This is a genomic window from Neorhizobium sp. BT27B (genome assembly GCF_050455485.1).
Classification (GTDB): domain Bacteria; phylum Pseudomonadota; class Alphaproteobacteria; order Rhizobiales; family Rhizobiaceae; genus Neorhizobium.
Genome location: NZ_JBCIYT010000010.1, coordinates 85963 through 105877, shown reverse-complemented (window position 1 = coordinate 105877; position 19915 = coordinate 85963). Strand labels below are relative to the sequence as shown.

Below are 19915 nucleotides of genomic sequence, written 5' to 3'. Positions count from 1 at the left end.
CTGTTTCGCTGCGGTTTGTGGCGGCTTAACCAAGACCGGCGATGTGCCGGCGATCAGTACGGGCTTGCTGTATGCTGCGGGCATTGAATGTTGCGCCGGAAGGGTGAGAACGCTTGAGATTTTTGTCGTTGCCGCTGCACTATTGTCTCACTATCTGCCTCGTGCTGCTTGGCGGTGCGGCCAACGCCCAATCCCCGCGCACAGCCGAACAGCAGACCGCAGCCCTTGCCCGCGGCGTCAACTTCGGCGGCATTCTCGAAGCGCCTGACGCCGCAGAGCGCGCAAAACATGTCGATCGCAGCCTGTTCACGGCCGTGAAGGAGGGCGGGTTTTCCACCATCCGCTTACCCGTGCGCTTCAGCAACCACGCCGGCCTGACTGCACCCTACACGCTTGACGAAGCCTTCATGCGCCATGTCGATAACGCCGTGGCATCGGCACTGGCGGAAGGTCTCACCATCATCATCGATTTCCACCATTACCGGCAGATGGACGGTGATCCGCTCGATACAGGCGAAGCCCGCGCCGATCTTTCCGATGATGGCCTGCGCGACCGTTTCAAGCTGATCTGGCAGCAGATCGCCGAGCGTTACCGGTCGCAACCGGTCGAAAACGTCCTGTTCGAGATCTATAACGAACCGCACGGCAAGACCGATGGTGCCGTCTGGAATGATCTTGCCACTGAGACGCTGTCCGTCATCCGCAAAAGCAATCCCGATCGTTTCGTCATCGTCGATGCCGGCAACTGGGCCACCGCATGGGGTCTGGAAACGCTGAAGCTGCCGGAAACGGATCGCAATCTCATCGTCTCGGTCCACAATTACGCGCCGTTCGAGTTCACCATGCAGGGCGCCAGCTGGATCGAAAATTCCGCCGGTTGGGTCGGCACGCCATGCTGCTCGAAGGCGCAGATCGCCAAGATCAACGAACCACTCGATATCGCCGTCGAATGGGCACGCAAGAACAACCGCCCGATCTTTCTCGGCGAATTCGGGGCCAATTCCATCGCCGGTTACGAAGATCGGGTGCGTTATGCCCGCATCATGCGAGATGAAGCGGAAAAGCGCGGCTTCAGCTGGGCCTATTGGGATTTTTCGTCCGACGAATTCGGCCCGTGGGATTATCTCGCCAAAAAATGGCGCGTCGAACTGCGCGACGCGCTGACCGGCAAATAGCCCGTATCAGGCGATCCCGAGTCGGTTGATCGTATCGATCACCGTTTCCACCTTCATGCCGCGCTGGCGCACCTTTTCCACCACCTCGGCGAAAAAGCGCGGCGTGCAGCCGATATTGGTCGGGTCAGGCCTCACGTCGTGCGTATAAAAGATCAGCCACCCCTTGCGGCGCTGGGCATCGTCCAGCATGGTGTCGATCGAATGTGAATCGTTGGAACAGTCGTAAAGCTCCTGCGCCTTCAGATGGGCCAGATCGATAATGCCGTGATTGGTGCCCACCTTGATGCCGCGCAAGGCCGGATAGTGCTGCATCAGCGTCAGTTTCGACATCACCGAAACCATCCCGAACGGATAGGCAAACGATACCGGCTTCGAATGACCGACGATTTCCGAAATGATCCGGTCGTTGCGACGGACATCTTCCTTGAGATCGCCAAGCGGCGTGCGCTGCACGTTGACATGATTATGCGTGTGGCCACCGATCTCGTGGCCCTTGTCGAAAAGATCGCGCACCATGGCTTCGTCGACGATCAGCTGGCCGTTTTCGTAGCGGCCCATCAGCCCGCTTGCCAGATAGAATGAGCCGCGCATGGCCGCGTCTTCCAGCGCCGGTGCCGCGTTCTGGTAGCAGGACACGGGAAAATCGTCGAAAGTAAAAGCGACGACAGCCTCGTCCAGCTTCAGACTATACGGCCTGAAATGCACATGCCTGCCGATCTTGCGGGAAAGTCCGTAGAGAATTTCCTGCGGTGAATTCGACCGCATCCCACGGCCCGCACCATTATCCGTCATACCGCCCCCAGTAGAATGATGCCGTTGCTTTAATCCAGATTGCGGCATTGGGTAAGTATATTCCCTGTTAATGGTTACTTCGAAGCTTAAGCCCCATGCGAGAAAGCACATCTTCGAATGCCTGTGCCGCCCGTTCAACCGAAAACTGCATCGCCCTTTGCCGCAGCGCATTGATGTCGGTCTGATCATCGAGAGTTCTGGCCATTGCTTCGGCAAGGGCTCCCGCATCCCCCACTGACACCAGCGGTCCAAGCCTGCCGCCTTCAAGAATTTCACGCGGCCCATGCGGCGCATCGGTGCAGACCACAGGAATGCCGCATGCCATCGCCTCGATAATGGCATTGCCCAGCCCCTCATGGCTGGAGGAGGAGACGAACAGGGCCGCCCGTGATAGCGCTTTGATCGGGTGCGGATGGTGACCGGGCAGGTCAACATCACCGGAAACGCCAAGCTCGGCAATCTTTGCTTCGAGATTCTGCCGCTCGGCTCCTTCTCCGACAATGGTCAGCTTTACCGGCCGCTGTTTGCGCAACAGCGCAAACGCCTCGATCAGCGTCAGAAAACCCTTTTCTGGCGAAAGCCGTCCTACCGAAAAAATATGTCCGGGTTCAGGCGTGCGGATGGCGCCTTCGATTTCTGCCCGGATTTCCGGCGTGATCACCGCATTGGTGCCGAGATTGACGATCTTTTCCGCGGGCACCGAAAATTGCTGGATCAGGTCGGTGCGCGCCCCCTCGGTCAGCGTCATCACCACATCGGCCATCGGATAAAGTTTTGGCGCCAGCCGGTAAGCCAGCCGGTTCTGCCAGTAGGGATCGTTCAGCCGTGCCTGCACCGGGCTTGCCGCCTCGCGCAGGATGATCCACGGCCGGGATCTTTTCGGCACGAAGCGGGAAGCCATAGCGAGCAAGGCATTCGGTGCCGCTTCTGCCGAAACCACGCCCGTCGGCCGCCCCTTGACCAGCAATCTGCGGATGGCGGGACCGGCAAAGGCAAGCCTTACCTTGGCGCCATCGCCAAGATCGATCACCGGAACATCCGGGCTGATCAGCGCGTTCAGCGGCCCGGTGCTCTGAAGCGTCACGATCGCCGTGTCGATGCCGTTCTTCTGCAATTCATTGGCCAGAAGAATGGCGTCGCGTTGCGCGCCGCCGCCATCCAGCCCGCGAACCAGAAAACACAGCCGTTTATTAGCATTCTCGACGCCACGAGAGGGATTGGTAACCATTGACCCGCCATAGTGAGCATTGAACATTCCTCGGAGGAGAATGCCCTTCGAAGATCGCAGCCTATATACATTAGGCGGCAATCATTAATGCGAGGCGAATGGCCCACACATCAGGAAAAACGCAATCAGGCGAGAGCGATGTTCTCGTCTATCTGCTTTGCCGGGTAGCCGCTGCGATCTTCAATATCGTGGCCGTGGCGCTGTTTACCCGTTTGTCCGATGCGCATCTTTACGGCGAATACCTGATCGGGTTCTCGATCTGCTTCATCGTTTACAGCCTCACCGTTCAATGGGCGGTGTTCGCGCATTTCGGCACCTATACGCAGGAAGCCGCAGACCGTTTTGCCGGTTCGCTTCTCGTCATCTCCGCCGTCATGACCGTCCCGGCCGTACTGGTCATCGCCCTTCTTGCCGCACTCGGCACGTTGGAAATCCACATCGCCTGGGGTTCGGCCTTCCTTGCCGTCTGCTTCACCGCCTATTTCGCCTCCACGGAAATCGCCCGCGCCCGGCTGCGTCCCGGCCTTGTCGCCATCGCCACCATATTGCGCAGCGCGCTTTCCATGGTGCTCGGCTGCATCGCGCTCGTCATGTTCGACAGCCCGACGGCGTTGCTGATGGCGATCGGCATCGGTTATGCGCTGGGTGCCATCCCGATCTTCGTTTACCTGCGCCGCACCAGCTGGGCATCCGGTTTCATCTGGCCGCTGAAAAGCGATGTTCTGGGCATGCTGCGATACGGCTGGCCGCTGATTTTTGCCTTCGGGGCCTCGGCGGGCGCCATGAATATCGACCGTATCGTGCTCGAGCATTATACCAATGCCGCCTCGGTCGCCCCTTACGGCGCAGTCATGGACCTGATGAAGCAGACCTTTCTGGTTCTCGCCGAAGCGATCAGCGCCGGTTACATTGCCCATGCCCGCCGGCATATGCTGAACGCGGATGAGCACGAGGTCGGTCAGGTTCTGCGCCGCAGTTTTGTCTCGCAATTGTTCATCGTCGTGTTCGGCACCGTTTCCTTCATCGTGCTCGGCCGTCTGGTATTCGGCATCATTCTGGCGCCAAGTTATGTGGATACGGCGCTCGAAATCATGCCCTTCCTTTTGATCGGCAACGCCATCCTGATCATGCGCGCCCATTATTTCGGGCAGATCATCTATCTCGGCGCATCGTCCATGCTCGAACTGGTCGCTTCGGTCCTGATGGTCGTCTCGGCCGTTGCCGCCGCCTTTGCGCTGGTGCCGGACATGGGACCCAAGGGGGCTGCCTTCGCTTTTGCCATCGGTCAGGCCGTCGCGCTGCTCATCCTGATCATCGGCGCGCCCAAGGCGTCGCGCATGCCCATCGATTGGGTCAGCGCTGGCATGCTGCTTGCCGTCGGTTTCAGCCTCACGGTCATAGGTCTGGAACTGCCGCTCCTGATCGGAACCGTCTGGGCCAATGTCACCAATATCCTGCTGATCGGCGTGGTCAGTGCTTTCTTCGCGCTGCGCTGGAACATTTTCAATATCGGCGAGGTCGCCGGAAAGCTGATTGGCAAGCTGTCGAAGGCTTAAGCCTTCAACGGCGCCAGAAACTCGCCGTAAAGCTCCAGCATGCGTGCGCGGCCATGCCGTTCTTTCTGCATTTCCGCGTAGTTCGCACGCATTTCGGGCGAAGGATAATGGGCAGCCAGATCCTGCACGGCCAGCGCCAGTTCGTCGGCATTGCGCACTTCATGAAAACGCGTCATGGCCTGCACCCCGGCGGGCTCACCTGTGGAAAGCACTTCGCGCAGCACGGCGAGATCGGCGGCCACCACCGGCAGCCCGGCCATCGTCGCCTCCACGCCGGCAAGACCGAATGTCTCCCACACGGACGGAAACACATAGATATTGCCGGCCGCCAGCACATCGCCCAATTCCGAGCGATCCACGGGGCCGATCAGATGCAGCCGGTCGAATACGCCGAGCCGCTGCGCCCGCGTCTCAAGTGCGGCCTGATCCGGCCCGTCGCCGGCAATGATCAGATGCATGCCCGGCAGAAGCGCCAGAGCGGCGACCGCCGTGGCATGATCCTTCTGCGCCACCAGCCGCCCGGTTGCCACAAGCACCGTTGCACTTGCCGGAATTTTGCACTTCTCCCGCCAGTCGCTCCGTCCCGTGGAAACGGGCAGGGGATCGACGCCATGGATGATGTCGATGAAATGTTTCCTGTAGGCAGCCGGCCAGCTGCTGAAGGCGTCGCGGGTGGCGTTCGAATTCATCACCATATGCGTATAGACGCCGATTGTACCGAACAGCTTGTCGATTGCCCGCCATTGCGGCCTCAAGCCTTCCGGCGAGGCGGTGTGATGCGAAACCCGCATGGGCACGCGTGCCAGCCAGCCGAAAAAGTTGCCATAGATCGAGGCGGCGATCTGGTAGGTGAGGATCGCCTGATAACGACCCTTGAGAATATCGCGCGCCAGCGAAGCCATGTTCCTGACGGTTTCGGCCGCACCGCCCTGCCGCAGGCCGCGGCTCTCGACGATGAAGCCGCGCTCTTCCAGCCCCGCTGTCACCATGTCCACCAGCGTGCGCACACCACCCATCTTGTCGTGGGTCACGAGCTGCAGCACGCGCGGCTGGTTATCTTTGTGGTCCGTCATCTCTTCAAGGCCCGGCAAATCATTCGCTTGCGATCATGAAGAGCATTTTTGTGCATCGCTCACAAATGTAAGCGACGCCTATTGTCGTCATCGGACCAAGGACGTGAAGCCGGTGCGGCTTTTAGATCACAATTTCCTCACAGAGGCTTTTGGGCGCAGATCGCGTAACGATGCTGCAAGCCGCGCGCCGTTGCTTTGAAGAAACTCAGGTGCTTTGCCTGTGCCCGGTGGATCTTTTGCAGCTCAGTATCGATCGTCACGCTCTCGAAACCCGCTTGCTGCAGCATCGCCGCGACATCCCCCGCCCGCGCGCCTTGCGAAAAATGCACCTGAGACAGGATTTCCGCGTGTTTTCCGGCGAGTTCCGCCGGCGCATGCGAAATCTCCGGCCTGATCAGTCCGATCCGCTCTGCAAAGGCGGCGAGCCGCTTCACCAGCTTTTCGGCAAAACCGACATTGACGAAATCGCCATCGACGATCAGCAGTTTTCCGCCGGGTTTCAGCACCCGCATCCACTCGGCAAAACAGGCGGCCGGATCGACCAGCGTCCATACCAGATGCCGGGTGACGATGACGTCGTAAGCGCCATCCGGCTCCATGGTGTTTTCGGCATCGGCCGTGCGGAAGGTGATGTCGCGGCCGCGTTTCTTTGCCTTTGTCCGGGCCAGCGCCAGCATGGTCTCCGACCAGTCCAGCCCCGTGACCCGAAAACCGGCATCGTCCATCAGGTGGGAAACCACTGCCGTGCCGGATGCAAGGTCGAGGGCAGGGCGGCCATTGCCCGCCCCGAGATGCTTTTCGATCAGCGCCCGCCATGCCTGCCGCTCGTCTTCGGAAAAAATTTCATGCCCAGGAGACAGGTCGAAATGGGCGGCGCGGGCCGACCAATAGGCCTTTATCTCATCCCGCAGATTGTAGTTCTTGCCGTGTGTTTCGCTCATTGCAGTCTTTGGTTGTCCGCTGCTTACATAGTCAAGAATTGCTCTAAAAGATAAAACTTGACCGATCCAGTCATAAAAGAATAGAGCCCCCTCGATTTCCACGGGAGAGAGAACCATGCGCCTTCCTATCAAAGCCGCGAGCCTTTCGGCAGCCCTTCTTCTGGCCTCCGTCTGGCCGGCCCTGGCCGAAAAGGTCACCATCAAGGATGTCACTGGCCGTGACGTCGAGATCGAGACCCCGGTCAAGCACGTGATCCTCGGCGAAGGCCGCCAGATCTATTTCCTGGCCGCACTCGACAAGGAAAATCCGTTCCAGCACGTTGTCGGCTGGCGCGATGACCTGCCGAAGGCCGATCCGGAAACCTATCAGGCCTATCTGGCCAAATTTCCCGAGATCGCCAAGCTGCCCACATTCGGCGGCATGAAGGACGGCACGTTCAACATCGAGCAGGCAGTGGCGCTGAAGCCCGATGTCATCCTTATGAACATCGATGCCAAGACCGCCACCGAAGAAGCCGGTTATATCGAAAAGCTCGCCAAGGTCGGCATTCCGCTGGTTTATGTCGATTTCCGCGAAAAGCCGATGGAAAACACCGAGCCGAGCATGCGCATCATGGGCAAGCTGATGGGCAAGGAACAGGTCGCCGAAGATTTCATCAAGTTCCGCGCGGATAGCATCAAGGTCGTCACCGACAAGCTGGCTGCCGAAAAGCCAAAGATCCCGGTCGTCTTCGTCGAGCGGGCCGGCGGTTATTCCGATGATTGCTGCATGTCCTTCGGCAATGAAAACTTTGGCAAGATGGTCGAGATTGCCGGCGGCAAGAACATGGCCAATGGCATCATTCCCGGCACGTTCGGCACAGTGAACCCGGAGCAGATCATCGCCTCCAACCCGGATCAGATCATCGTTACCGGCGGCATGTGGGAAGCTTTCGTTCCCGGCGGCGCCTGGGTCGGCGTCGGTTATGGTGCGGATGTGAAGGAAGCCAAGGTCAAGCTCGAAGCGCTGACCAAGCGTCCGGCCTTCACCGGCGTCAAGGCGGTCGAGGACAAGAACGTGCACGCCATCTGGCACCAGTTCTACAACAACCCCTATCAGTTCGTGGCCATCCAGGAGATCGCCAAGTGGCTGCACCCGGATCTCTTCAAGGATCTCGATCCGGAAGCGACCTTCAAGGAATTGCATGCCCGCTTCCTGCCGCTTCCTTACAAGCAGGGCTTCTTCGTATCTCTGAAGGACGAATGATCTGATGACCAACCTGGCTTTGGAACAATCCACTGCCGCCGGTTCCAGCAAAGCAGGGCGGGAGCGCTATCGCGCTCTCGCCTTCCGGCGTATTCTCATCCTGTGTCTGCTGGTGCTGGCGCTCGCCATCAGCATCGCCGCCGACATGGCGCTCGGCCCGGCCAATTACACCATCGCGGAAGTCCTGCAGGCAATCTTTTCGCCCTCCACCGCCGGCAACCAGCTGCGCGTCGTCATCTGGGATATCCGCATGCCGATCGCCCTGATGGCGGTCACCGTCGGCGCCGCACTTTCGGTCGCCGGCGCGCAGATGCAGACCATTCTGGCCAATCCGCTGGCCAGCCCCTTCACGCTCGGCATTTCCGCCGCCGCCAGTTTTGGCGCAGCCTTGGCGCTTGTCGCCGGTGTCGCCATTTTTCCGGCTGCCGTGCAATATATGGTGCCGATCAACGCCTTCCTGATGGCGATGGCCGCCTCGCTGTTCATCTATTTCGCCTCCACCATGCGCGGCGTCAGTGTCGAAACCATCGTGCTGCTCGGCATCGCGCTGGTCTTCACTTTCAATGCCGCCCTGTCGCTGCTCGAATATCTGGCCTCCGAACAGGCGCTTGCTGCCGTTGTCTTCTGGACCATGGGCAGCCTCACAAAGGCAACGTGGTCGAAGGTGTTCGTCACCGCCGCAGTGCTGGTCGTCACCGTGCCGCTGTTCATGCGCAATGCCTGGGCATTGACCGCCCTGCGTCTGGGCGATGACAAGGCCGCCAGCATGGGCGTCAATGTCCGCTCGCTACGCCTGCAGACCATGATGATCGTCAGCCTGCTCGCCGCCATCCCGGTTTCCTTCGTAGGAACGATCGGTTTCGTCGGTCTCGTCGGCCCGCATATCGCCCGCATGGTTGTCGGCGAAGACCAGCGTTTCTTCCTGCCCGGTTCGGTCATCTGCGGCGCGCTGCTGCTCTCGGTCACGTCGGTTGTCAGCAAGGTCATCATCCCCGGCGCCATCCTGCCGATCGGCGTCATTACCGCTCTGGTCGGCGTGCCCTTCTTCTTCGCGCTTATTTTCGGAAACAGGAGGCGCTCATGGTAAGCCTCGCCCTCAGGCAGGTCGGCGCCAATTACGGTCGTGTCACGGTTCTGTCGAACATCGGCATCGACACGCTGGAAAGCGGCAGCATGACCGCTGTCATCGGCCCCAATGCCGCCGGCAAGTCGACCCTGTTCAAGCGCATCGCCTCGCTGATCTCCGGCCCCGGCCTCGTGGAGCTTTCGAACAGCGACCGTGGCGACCGCTCGATCTGCTACATGCCGCAGGATACCGGCGCCAACGCCGTCCTCACCGTCTACGAATCCGTTCTCCTGTCGGCCAAGCAGGGCGGCGGCTGGCGCGTTCAGGATGACGAACTCAACGAGATCGACGAGATCCTGAAGGCGCTGCGCATCGAGGACCTCGCGTTTCGTGGTCTTGGCGAATTGTCGGGCGGCCAGCGTCAGTTGGTCTCGTTGGCGCAGGCGCTGGTGCGCAAGCCGGAAGTGCTGTTGATGGACGAGCCCACCTCGGCGCTCGACCTGCATCGCCAGATCGAGGTACTTGCCTTTGTCGGTCAACTGGCCGCCAGAAACGGCATGATCGTGCTCATCGCGTTGCACGATCTCAACCATGCTCTGCGCTATTGCCACCACACGATCGTCATTGCGAACGGCACCATGATCGTCAGCGGCAAGACGGCCGAAGTCATCACGCCGGACATGCTGCGCGATGTCTACAAGGTCGAAGCCCGTATCGAGACATGTTCGCGTGGCGAGCCTTATCTGCTGGTGGATGGGGTGGCCTGAGGATTTTCCTCGCGGATGAAAACTGCCCCTCACTTGCGATTTCTAACACTTAGCCTTTGGCTAAGATGTTGAAATCGCTTTCTCTCCCGCAAGGGGAGAGATAAGATCGCAGCGTCTTTTCCTCTCCCCCTGCGGGAGAGGATAGCAAGTCCGCGAGAGGCTTAGCCGATCGCTGGACGCGCTTGGTGAGGGGGCTCCGCCCCCAAAACCTCGAAAATTGACAAAATTCCGTGGACGTTTCGAGACGTCGCGTGAACGATATCAATATCTTGTCTCGAATCTCATCCACGCATTTCCAGACTGTGCGACACTCATCGCGTTCTGTTTCGGCTACACCGGTCTGCATTGCCGGCGATGCGAAGGACGGGCCGGTGATCGCATGGGACGCCCTGATGCAGGTGATCCATGCGGGGCTGCGCAGAAAATGGTCTTCCTCTTGCCTGAAACAGCGGCGGGGCGTGCGTGTGTCGCACACAAACCGGTTGGTGTTCGCAAATGAAGACCAACCGCCGCAGAAGGACCGGAGTTGCGCGGAAAAACCACCGAACGGGGCACGTCGTGCGCCATTATAAAATTTAATTAGGAGGCACAGGACGTGCCCCGGCCGCATAACCCGCAAACGACAGCCGGACAAAAATGAAAAACCTCAGATCGCCAAGGCATGAGTCTGTCCTCATCTCACTCGACTGTGGAAATCCGGCGTTTCGCGGCAATACGCCGCATAATTGCGTGTCCGATCGCAGGCCTGTCGGCTTGTCGCGGCGAAAAAGAGGCAGCATGATTGATCGGTTAAAGATTCATTTCAGCCGCCGGCGGCGTTTCGTTGCTCGACGGAACCGGTCAAACGGCAGCGGTGCTTGCGGCAACAACAAAACGGCGGCAACGCCGAAACCCGCGAGGAAACGGGGAAGGGTACAGGGACTATGAAAATTGGAGCGTTGAAGGAACGCGCAGAGAACGAGGCGCGTGTCGCGATGACGCCCGACTCTGCGCTGGCATTGCAGAAGCTCGGTTATGAATGTTTGATCGAAACCGGTGCGGGCAAAGCCGCCGGCTTTTTGGACGATGCCTATCGCGCCGCCGGTGTGACGGTAACCGACACTGCCGCCGCACTGTCGTCTCAGGCTGACGTGATCGCAAAGGTCCGCCCGCCGGAAAGCGCCGAGCTCGCTGATCTCGGTCCCGGCAAGACGCTGATCTCGTTCTTCTATCCGGCACAGAATTCTGCGCTGCTGGAAGAAGCCAAAACCCGCGGCGTCAACGTCATCGCCATGGACATGGTGCCGCGCATTTCGCGTGCGCAGAAGATGGATGCGCTGTCGTCGATGGCCAACATCGCCGGTTACCGCGCCGTCATCGAGGCCGGCAACAATTTCGGTCGTTTCTTCACCGGTCAGGTCACCGCCGCCGGCAAGGTCCCGCCTGCAAAAGTTCTGGTCATCGGCGCAGGTGTGGCCGGCCTTGCCGCCATCGGCACCGCCACTTCGCTCGGCGCCATCACCTATGCTTTCGACGTTCGCCCGGAAGTGGCCGAACAGATCGAATCCATGGGTGCGCAGTTCGTTTATCTCGACTTCAAGGGCGACAGCCAGGATGGCGCCGCCACCGGTGGTTATGCCGCTCCGTCTTCGCCGGAATTCCGCGAAAAGCAGCTCGAAAAATTCCGCGAACTGGCCCCTGAGATCGACATCGTCATCACCACGGCGCTGATCCCCGGCCGCGATGCGCCAAAACTGTGGCTCGCCGATATGGTCGCCGCCATGAAGCCCGGTTCGGTCATCATCGACTTGGCGGCCGAACGCGGCGGCAATTGCGATCTGACGGTTGCCGATCAGAAGGTGGTTTCGGACAACGGCGTCACCGTCATCGGTTACACGGATTTTCCGAGCCGCATGGCTGCCCAGTCGTCGACGCTTTATTCGACCAACATCCGCCACATGATGACCGACCTGACGCCGGCCAAGGACGGTGTCGTCGTTCACAACATGGAAGACGACGTCATCCGTGGTGCGACGGTCACCAAGGAAGGCGAGATAACCTTCCCGCCGCCACCGCCGAAGATCAAGGCGATCGCTGCCCAGAAGCCGAAGGAAAAGGTCAAGGAACTGACGCCTGAAGAAAAGCGCGCCAGGGAAACGGCCGCCTTCAAGTCGCAGACCAAGACCCAGGGCATTCTGCTGGCAGCCGGCACCGCACTTCTGCTGCTCGTCGGTGCGTTTGCACCTGCCAGCTTCATGAGCCATTTCGTGGTTTTCGTGCTCGCCTGCTTCATCGGTTTCCAGGTCATCTGGAATGTGTCGCATTCGCTGCACACGCCGCTGATGGCCGTCACCAACGCCATTTCCGGCATCGTCATCCTCGGCGCCCTGTTGCAGATCGGCTCCGGCAACTGGCTCGTCGTCATCTTGGGCGCACTGTCGGTTCTGGTTGCCACCATCAACATCGTCGGCGGGTTCCTCGTCACACGGCGCATGCTCGCCATGTTCCAGAAGTCGTGATCGGGTAGGGGTATAATCATATGACGATCGGTATCGTTTCCGCCGCCTACATTTCTGCGGCTGTTCTCTTCATTCTTTCGCTCGGCGGCCTTTCCGGCCAGGAAAGCGCCAAGCGTGCCGTCTGGTACGGCATTGTCGGCATGGCGCTCGCCGTCATCGCCACCATCCTCGGCCCGCAGGTGCCGGGAACCTTCGGCAACTGGCTCATCATTCTTGTGATGATCGCCGGCGGCTCGTTCATGGGCTATACCGTCGCTGCCCGCGTGCAGATGACGGAAATGCCGCAGCTCGTGGCAGCCCTTCATTCCTTCGTAGGCCTTGCCGCCGTCTTCATCGGCTATAACGCCCATATCGAGGCATGGCGTGTTGCCGGCATGGATGAGGCGACCCGCGCAACGCTCGAAGGCTTTTCTGCCATTCTCGCCCACAAGACCCCGGTCGAACTGGCCATCATGAATGTCGAAGTTTTTCTCGGCGTCTTCATCGGTGCTGTCACCTTCACCGGCTCCGTCGTTGCCTTCGGCAAGCTGGCCGGCAAGGTCGATGGCAAGGCGAAGAAGCTTCCGGGCGGTCACTTCCTCAATGCCGGCGCGGCCATCCTGTCGCTGATCCTGCTGGTCATGTACGCCAATGGTTCGGGCGTCTGGACGCTTGTGCTGATGACGCTGCTCGCCTTCTTCATCGGTTATCACCTGATCATGGGCATCGGCGGCGCCGATATGCCGGTCGTGGTGTCGATGCTGAACAGCTATTCCGGCTGGGCGGCCGCTGCTATCGGCTTCACGCTCGGCAATGATCTGCTGATCGTCACCGGTGCGCTGGTCGGTTCTTCCGGTGCGATCCTGTCCTACATCATGTGCAAGGCGATGAACCGTTCCTTCGTCTCGGTCATTCTGGGCGGCTTCGGCGGCACCACGGGCCCTGCCATGGAAATCGAGGGCGAACAGATCGCCATCGATGCCGAAGGTGTTGCCAACGCGCTCAACGACGCCGACTCGGTGATCATCGTTCCCGGTTACGGCATGGCGGTGGCGCAGGCGCAGCAGGCTGTCTCCGAACTGACGCGCAAGCTGCGCGCGGCCGGCAAGACCGTCCGTTTCGCCATCCATCCGGTTGCCGGCCGTCTGCCGGGCCACATGAACGTGCTGCTCGCCGAAGCCAAGGTCCCCTATGACATCGTCATGGAAATGGACGAGATCAACGATGATTTCCCCACGACCGACGTCGTCATCGTCATAGGCTCCAACGACATCGTCAATCCGGCGGCCGAAGAAGACCCGAATTCGCCGATCGCCGGCATGCCGGTTCTGCAGGTGTGGAAGGCCAAGCAGGTGTTCGTGTCGAAGCGTGGTCAGGGCACCGGTTATTCCGGCATCGAGAACCCGCTCTTCTACAAGGAAAATACGCGGATGTTCTACGGCGACGCCAAGAAGTCGGTCTCCGAACTTCTGCCGATGATCAAGTAACAACAAAGGGCCGGAGCATCGCTGCTCCGGCCCTTTCGCATTCTTGAGGTGCCGCCTTACGCGGCCGCTTCGGCATAAAACCGCCGCAACTGCGGATCGACACGATGATGCCGTTCGGCGGAAGTCGCGGAAGCATATTCGACATGCACCCGGCGGCCCGCACGCGTCTCGCGCTGCACCCATTCGCTGATGGTCTCGGCGCAGGTGTGGTCGAGATAATGCAAATCGGGAGCAGTCAGGCGCACCGGCTGGCTGGCCGGCAGTTTTTCCAGCAGGTTCAGCAGTGCCGGAATGTCCTTGGCGGTCGCCGCACCCGTCAGGTTGAGATAGATCTCGTCCTCGGTCTCCGCCGTCTCGATATGCAGGCGACGGCGCAGATAAGGCACGATCTCGGCGATCGACAGCGCAAGGCCCACACTGACGCCGATCAGCAGATCCTGCGTCACCACCAGCGAGACCGTGGCGAACCAGATGCCGACCGGCACCCAGCCGTGATGGTCGAACAGGTGGCGCACATGGTGCAGGCTTACCAGACGCCAGCCGGTCACCAGCAGCACAGCCGCCAGCGCCGTCATCGGCACCACGCCGAGAAGCTGCGGCAGCAGTGCCACCAGCGCCAGAACCCATGCGCCATGCATGACCGCTGAAAGGCGGGTTTTCGCACCGGCCTGAATATTGGCCGAGGAACGCACGATCACACCGGTGATCGGCAGCGCGCCGAGCATGCCGCAGATGCCGTTGCCGATGCCCTGGGCGAAAAGCTCCTTGTTGTATTTCGTGCGCTCACCATCATGCATGCGATCCACCGCCGCTGCGGAAAGAAGCGTTTCGGCACTGGCAATCACGGCGATGACGAGGACGGTGATGAAAATGCCCGGTTCCGACAGCCGCATGAAATCGCCGACGCCGGGGATCGAGATGCCATCCAGCAGGGACGCCGGCAGATCGACGCGGGCGATCGGAAGGCTGAAGCCGACGGCCAGCAGCGTACCGAAGGCAACGCCGATCAGCGCGCCCGGTACCAGTTTCAGCTTGGCCGGACGAAATTTTTCCCAGCCGATCATGGCGAGCAGCGACGCCACGCCCACCATCAGCGCCAGTGTCTGATTGGTGATGCCGTCATGCCAGAGTTTTTCGACACTGTTTTCGATGGCGACGACATTCTGGATGCCGCCGGCCGCCGGCTTGGAATCCATCAGAACGTGGATCTGGCCGAGGATGATAAGAATGCCGATACCGGCCAGCATGCCATGAACGACTGCCGGGGAAATGGCGCGGAACCACGAGCCGATCCGCAGAAACCCGGCAAGGATCTGGATCATGCCAGCCGCAACCAGAACCGGGCCAAGCGCTGCTACGCCATATTGTTCGACAAACCCGAAAACGATGACGGCAAGACCCGCCGCAGGTCCGGAAACCTGCAACGGAGAGCCGGCTATTGCGCCGACGACAATGCCGCCGACGATTCCGGAAATCAGGCCCATGGCGACGGGCACGCCCGAAGCCACCGCAATGCCGAGGCAAAGCGGGATGGCGACGAGAAAGACCACCACCGAGGAGGCGAAATCTGCCGCGAAGGTGGATGGTGATTGCCCCGAGGAGGGCGGTATATGCTGGACAGTGCCGTCGTTCGCCATATGCGTTACTCCGCCGCTATCTGCGCTGTCGCTGGGATCACATGCGGCACGCCGCGGCCGGTCACCGCCACCGGCAGTGGCTGGCCATCCTCGATCTCGATGAAACGTTTTTCGACGCCGTCATAAACAAGTACTTCGCCGGTCTCGATGTCAAAAAACCAGCCGTGCAAGGTGACTTCGCTCTTCGCCAGTCTGGACGCGACCGAGGGATGTGTGCGCAGGTGATCGAGCTGCACGACCACGTTTTCCATGGCAACGGCGCGGATCTTTTCCTTCTCGTCCATGTTCGGCGGATAGGCCTCGCAGACGATCGAATGAGCGGCATGGCTATGTTTCAGCCAGGCGGCGACATTGGGCATCTTGCCGAGCAGGTCGGGTTGGCAAAGGCCTTTCATGGCGCCACAGTCCGAATGACCGCAGACGATGATGTCACGCACGCCCAAAGCCACGAGCGCATATTCGATGGCTGAAGACACGCCGCCATTCATGGTCTGGAATGGCGGAACGATATTGCCGGCATTGCGGCATACGAACAGTTCGCCGGGGCCGGATTGGGTGATGGTTTCCGGCATGACGCGGCTGTCGGCACAGGAGATCATTAGTGCCTGCGGCGACTGGCCTTCATGTGCGAGCTTGCGGTAAAGCGCCGAGTGATCCGGGAAAACGGCGCCGCGAAAACTGGAGATGCCCTTCAGAAGGTCGCCCATGGTCGTATCCTCTCTTGCCGGACCTGTAATGACGGAGGATTTCCCTCAGTCCGGCGGGTTAAGTGAAGCGATCATTTCGCACCGCAACATTAGCAATGCGAAAATGACAATTGGCTGACATGTGGGGAGGTGAAATATGAGGAGTAATCGCTATAAATCGATTTTACAGTAAAAATGTCATTAGTGGGCGTCCGGAAAAAATCGTTGTTTGTCAGTTCACTAGCGGGTGATCGTAGATAAAATGCTAAGGTGGACGTCAAAAATCTGTGAGGGCGTAGTATTTTTAGGTTTCCCGCAAGCAGAACATTGCATTGCAGCAACATTCGCCTTTGGGTGGCGCCTTCGTGAGCGTTCGTCAGGGAATTTTTCTCTTGAGTATGATGAGCTGTGCTTAGCTTTTGTGCATGGCGAAACCGATATGATGCGGTTTGAACGTTGCACATCCTGGAGGGGTCTTTTCAGGAAACCTGCGACCCCTCCTTTCCTGTCACGTGAGCGCCGCCACCGGATCCAGTCGAGACGCATTGCGCGCCGGCAGATATCCGAAGGCAATGCCGATCAGGCAGGAGGACAGCACGGCGAGCACGATCGGTGCGGTGGTGAACACGAGGCTGAAGCTGGAGCCGAACAGGCTGAAGGTGAAGCCGAACAGCAAGGCAAGTGCCACGCCCAGCACGCCGCCAATCATGCAGACCAGCACGGCCTCGATCAGGAACTGTTGCAGGATATCCTGACGCCTTGCACCAACCGCCATGCGCACGCCGATCTCGCTCACCCGTTCGGATACGGAAACCAGCATGATGTTCATCACGCCGATGCCGCCGACGATAAGCGAGATCACGGCAATTGCACCGATCAGAAGTGTCATCGTCTGTGTCGTGCTGGTAATGGTCTGGCGGATGTCGTCGGTGTTGAGGATGAAGAAATCCTTGGTTCCGTGGCGACCTGTCAGAAAGGTGGTCACGGCCTGCTCGGCAACACTGGTTTCCGCATCATCGCTGATCCGCAATGTCACGCTGCGCAGCGATTGGTCGCCGGTAAAGCGCGTCTGGACGCTGGTATAGGGAAGATAGATCGAAAGGTTGTCGCTGGAGCCAAAGCCGCCCTGCTGTGCGGAGATGACGCCGATCACCCGGCATGGCACGCTGCCGACCAGCACGACCTGGCCGATCGCCTGGGTCACATCCGTGCCAAACAGGGTCTTGGCGGTGTTCTCGTCTATGACGGCGTCCTGTTCCATGGCGGCAACGCCAGTATCATCGAACAGTCGACCGGCCAGCAGTTTTGATCCCTTGACCTCGAAATACCGGCTGCCGACGCCATTCACCAGCGCATTGGCTTCGGTTGCGCCAAAGCGGGCCGTGGTGTTCGTCGATACGGTCGGCGTGGCGGCGGCAACATAGGAGAGTTTGGCCAGCGCTTCCGCATCGGAGACAAGCAGGGTTTTCACCCGGCCGGAGCGCATGTCGCCAAAACCGGCGCCGGGAAACACTTCCAGCGTGTTGGTGCCGAGGCTGCTGATATTGGCCAGCACCTTCTGCTGGCTGCCGGTGCCGAGCGCCACCACCGAAATCACCGAGGCGATGCCGATGATGATGCCGAGCATGGTAAGAAAGGAGCGCATGCGGTGCGCCGTCAACGCCTTGCAGGCCATCAGGAAGGCTTCGCGGAAGCGTTCCATGCCGGCACCGACCCGGTTGGTTTTCGTCGGTGTTTCGGTTTCGGTCTTCGCGGGAGCATGCCTTGCCGTTTCGGAACGCGTGTCCGAAATGATCTCGCCATCGGATATCTCGATGATCCGTTCGGCCCGTGCCGCGACGCTGGCATCATGCGTGACGATGATGATCGTGCGGCCTTCGGCGTGCAGTTCGTCGAGAATCCGCAGCACCTCTTCGCCGCTCGTCTTGTCGAGTGCCCCGGTCGGTTCGTCCGCCAGGATCACCTCGGCATCGTTCATCAGGGCGCGAGCAATGGAGACGCGCTGCTGCTGGCCGCCGGACAGATGGCCGGGTCGGTGGTCGGTGCGATCCGCCATGCCGAGGCGACCGAGAAGTGCCGCCGCCCGCTCCCGCCGTTGACCACGGTCGCGTCCGGCATAAACGGCGGGGATCTCGACATTGGCAAGCGCCGAAATCTCGTCCAGCAGGTGGTAACGCTGAAAGATGAAGCCAAAGTGTTCGCGCCGAAGTGCAGAGCGGTCATCATTGTCGAGCGCCGACGTCTCGTGGCCGGAAATCCTGTAGGTGCCGGCTGTCGGCCGGTCGAGCAGGCCGAGTATGTTCATCAGCGTCGATTTGCCGGAGCCGGAAGCACCGATGATGGCGACCATCTCGCCCCGTTCGATGGTGAGGTCGACGTCTTTCAGCACGGTGATCGTGCCGTCACCGGAAGCATATTCACGGCGCAGGCCGGACAGTGAAATCAGAGGTTCGGTCATGAGCACACCTCCATCAGAACATCGGCGGCGGGCCGCCGCGTCTGCCGCCGCCAGAGGCCGAGGCAGCAGCCGCACCCTCGCCGATGACGACGCGCTCGCCCTGTTCCAGGCCGGATTTCACTTCCGCCGTGATCTTGTTGTTGAGGCCGATCTCCACCTTGCGGGTTTCCAGCTGGCCGTCCTTTTCGACGCGCACCTGCGAGGTGCCGGTCGCGGCCGTTTCCGGCAGGGCAGAGGATGGGATCGTCAGCGCATTCGCGGCCGAGCCGAGGATGATATTGACCTCTGCCGACATATAGGTGCGGAAACGACCGTCATCATTGGCGATGTCGAAGACCCCGATATAGTAGATTGCCGATGACGAACTGGAGGATGAGGACGAAGACGAACTCGTGGTGGATGTCGAGACACTGCTGTCCTCTGTGATCGATTCCGGTGCCGGCTCTATGGTCGTCAGTTTTGCCTCATAGGTCTTTGCACGGTCGCCGATCACGTTGAACCGCACCGCCTGGCCGGCCTTGACGCGGGTGATGTCGGCCTCGGAAATTTCGGCGCGCACCGTCATGCGGGTGAGATCACCCAGAACGACAATGGTGGGGGCAGACTGCGCGGCATTGACGGTGCGGCCCTCCTGATTGACCACGGCAAGCACCGTGCCATCCATCGGCGCGCTGATGCGGGTGTAACCGACATCGGCCTCAGCTGTCTCAACGGCCACTTCCGCTTCGGTGATCTGCGCATCCAATGCCTGGATCTGGGCCGCGATCACCTTCACCTCTGATTCCGCGGTTTGAAGATCGGCGCGTGAACCTGCCTGCTTCTCATAAATGGCCTTTTGGCGTTCCAGAGTCAGATGGGCGTTCTCCAGCTGGGCGACGCGCTCGGCGCGCTGGGCCTGCACATTTGCCAGGGCTGCTTTGGAGGTACGCAGCGCATTGTTCTGCGTGGTGGAATCGATTTCCGCGATCAGATCGCCTGCCTTGACGGTGTCACCGACGGCAACCTTCAGCGATGTCACGCGGCCGGTCGCCTGCGAACCAACTGCGACAAGGCGCGACGGTTTCAACGTACCGGTGGCAAGCACCGTCGATTCCACATTGGCCCGCATCACCGGTGCCGTCAGCGTGGTCGGCGTCGATGCCGATGACGACAGGGCAAAGGCTGCGACGCCGCCGATGGTCGCGATGGCGAGGATGATAATTGGCAGGGCCGTCTTGAGGCGCATGTGCAGTATCGACCTTATTGGAACTTGAGAGTACCGATATTGGTTCTGCCAAGCGGGTGTCAACGCGATAGCACATTAAATGATGGACAGGTTCAGGCCGG

16 protein-coding genes are annotated in these 19915 nt (G+C 60.2%); 8 read left to right on the top strand and 8 right to left on the bottom strand.

Annotation, left to right across the window (positions count from 1 at the left end; all coding sequences use genetic code 11):
* The first annotated feature begins 113 nt into the window (after nt 1-113).
* Entirely contained in the window at nt 114-1175 is a 1062-nt protein-coding gene (locus AAIH70_RS23575) for a glycoside hydrolase family 5 protein (RefSeq protein WP_132278275.1), read from the top strand.
* Between the two features lie 6 nt (nt 1176-1181).
* On the opposite strand, the gene AAIH70_RS23570 is transcribed toward AAIH70_RS23575, so the two are convergent.
* Entirely contained in the window at nt 1182-1940 is a 759-nt protein-coding gene (locus AAIH70_RS23570; RefSeq protein WP_165932105.1) for a polysaccharide deacetylase family protein, read from the bottom strand.
* Between the two features lie 94 nt (nt 1941-2034).
* Complete coding sequence (locus AAIH70_RS23565; protein WP_165932106.1) at nt 2035-3195, bottom strand: glycosyltransferase; 1161 nt, start codon at nt 3193-3195, stop codon at nt 2035-2037.
* A 98-nt stretch (nt 3196-3293) separates the two neighbouring features.
* Between AAIH70_RS23565 and AAIH70_RS23560 the strand changes: the two genes are divergently transcribed.
* On the top strand, nt 3294-4751 hold the full coding sequence (locus tag AAIH70_RS23560; RefSeq protein ID WP_132278281.1) for a lipopolysaccharide biosynthesis protein: 1458 nt from the start codon (nt 3294-3296) through the stop codon (nt 4749-4751).
* Here AAIH70_RS23560 and AAIH70_RS23555 read toward each other — a convergent pair.
* Nucleotides 4748-5824, bottom strand: a complete 1077-nt coding sequence (locus AAIH70_RS23555) for a glycosyltransferase family 4 protein (RefSeq protein ID WP_132278283.1) — start codon at nt 5822-5824, stop codon at nt 4748-4750. The genes AAIH70_RS23560 and AAIH70_RS23555 overlap by 4 nt on opposite strands.
* A gap of 137 nt (nt 5825-5961) precedes the next feature.
* Nucleotides 5962-6765, bottom strand: a complete 804-nt coding sequence (locus tag AAIH70_RS23550) for a class I SAM-dependent methyltransferase (protein WP_132278285.1) — start codon at nt 6763-6765, stop codon at nt 5962-5964.
* A gap of 115 nt (nt 6766-6880) precedes the next feature.
* On the opposite strand from AAIH70_RS23550, the gene AAIH70_RS23545 reads away from it, so the two are divergent.
* From AAIH70_RS23545 to AAIH70_RS23520, 6 genes are all read left to right on the top strand, one after another.
* Nucleotides 6881-8011: an ABC transporter substrate-binding protein gene (locus AAIH70_RS23545; RefSeq protein ID WP_430035826.1), complete on the top strand. Its 1131-nt coding sequence runs from the start codon at nt 6881-6883 to the stop codon at nt 8009-8011.
* A 4-nt stretch (nt 8012-8015) separates the two neighbouring features.
* Nucleotides 8016-9098 (top strand): FecCD family ABC transporter permease, encoded by a 1083-nt coding sequence (locus AAIH70_RS23540; protein ID WP_132278289.1) that lies wholly within the window; start codon nt 8016-8018, stop codon nt 9096-9098.
* Complete coding sequence (locus AAIH70_RS23535; RefSeq protein ID WP_132278291.1) at nt 9092-9844, top strand: ABC transporter ATP-binding protein; 753 nt, start codon at nt 9092-9094, stop codon at nt 9842-9844. Before AAIH70_RS23540 ends, AAIH70_RS23535 begins: the two co-directional genes overlap by 7 nt.
* Before the next feature lie 251 nt (nt 9845-10095).
* Complete coding sequence (locus AAIH70_RS23530) at nt 10096-10416, top strand: hypothetical protein (RefSeq protein ID WP_132278293.1); 321 nt, start codon at nt 10096-10098, stop codon at nt 10414-10416.
* Nucleotides 10417-10767: 351 nt separating this feature from the next.
* Nucleotides 10768-12342: a Re/Si-specific NAD(P)(+) transhydrogenase subunit alpha gene (locus AAIH70_RS23525; protein WP_132278295.1), complete on the top strand. Its 1575-nt coding sequence runs from the start codon at nt 10768-10770 to the stop codon at nt 12340-12342.
* A gap of 20 nt (nt 12343-12362) precedes the next feature.
* On the top strand, nt 12363-13808 hold the full coding sequence (locus tag AAIH70_RS23520; protein ID WP_132278297.1) for an NAD(P)(+) transhydrogenase (Re/Si-specific) subunit beta: 1446 nt from the start codon (nt 12363-12365) through the stop codon (nt 13806-13808).
* Nucleotides 13809-13864: 56 nt separating this feature from the next.
* Here AAIH70_RS23520 and AAIH70_RS23515 read toward each other — a convergent pair whose 3' ends face one another.
* The 4 genes from AAIH70_RS23515 to AAIH70_RS23500 all read right to left on the bottom strand — a co-directional run bounded on the left by AAIH70_RS23515 (nt 13865) and on the right by AAIH70_RS23500 (nt 19814).
* Nucleotides 13865-15445, bottom strand: a complete 1581-nt coding sequence (locus AAIH70_RS23515; RefSeq protein ID WP_132278299.1) for a SulP family inorganic anion transporter — start codon at nt 15443-15445, stop codon at nt 13865-13867.
* 5 nt (nt 15446-15450) lie between these two features.
* A complete protein-coding gene (locus tag AAIH70_RS23510) occupies nt 15451-16152 on the bottom strand; it encodes a carbonic anhydrase (protein ID WP_132278301.1) in 702 nt (233 codons plus the stop codon).
* Nucleotides 16153-16639: 487 nt separating this feature from the next.
* Nucleotides 16640-18589 carry a MacB family efflux pump subunit gene (locus tag AAIH70_RS23505; protein WP_132278303.1) on the bottom strand — a complete coding sequence of 650 codons (1950 nt, stop codon included), beginning with the start codon at nt 18587-18589 and terminating at the stop codon, nt 16640-16642.
* Nucleotides 18590-18602: 13 nt separating this feature from the next.
* Nucleotides 18603-19814 carry an efflux RND transporter periplasmic adaptor subunit gene (locus AAIH70_RS23500; protein ID WP_132278305.1) on the bottom strand — a complete coding sequence of 404 codons (1212 nt, stop codon included), beginning with the start codon at nt 19812-19814 and terminating at the stop codon, nt 18603-18605.
* Between the last annotated feature and the right edge of the window lie 101 nt (nt 19815-19915).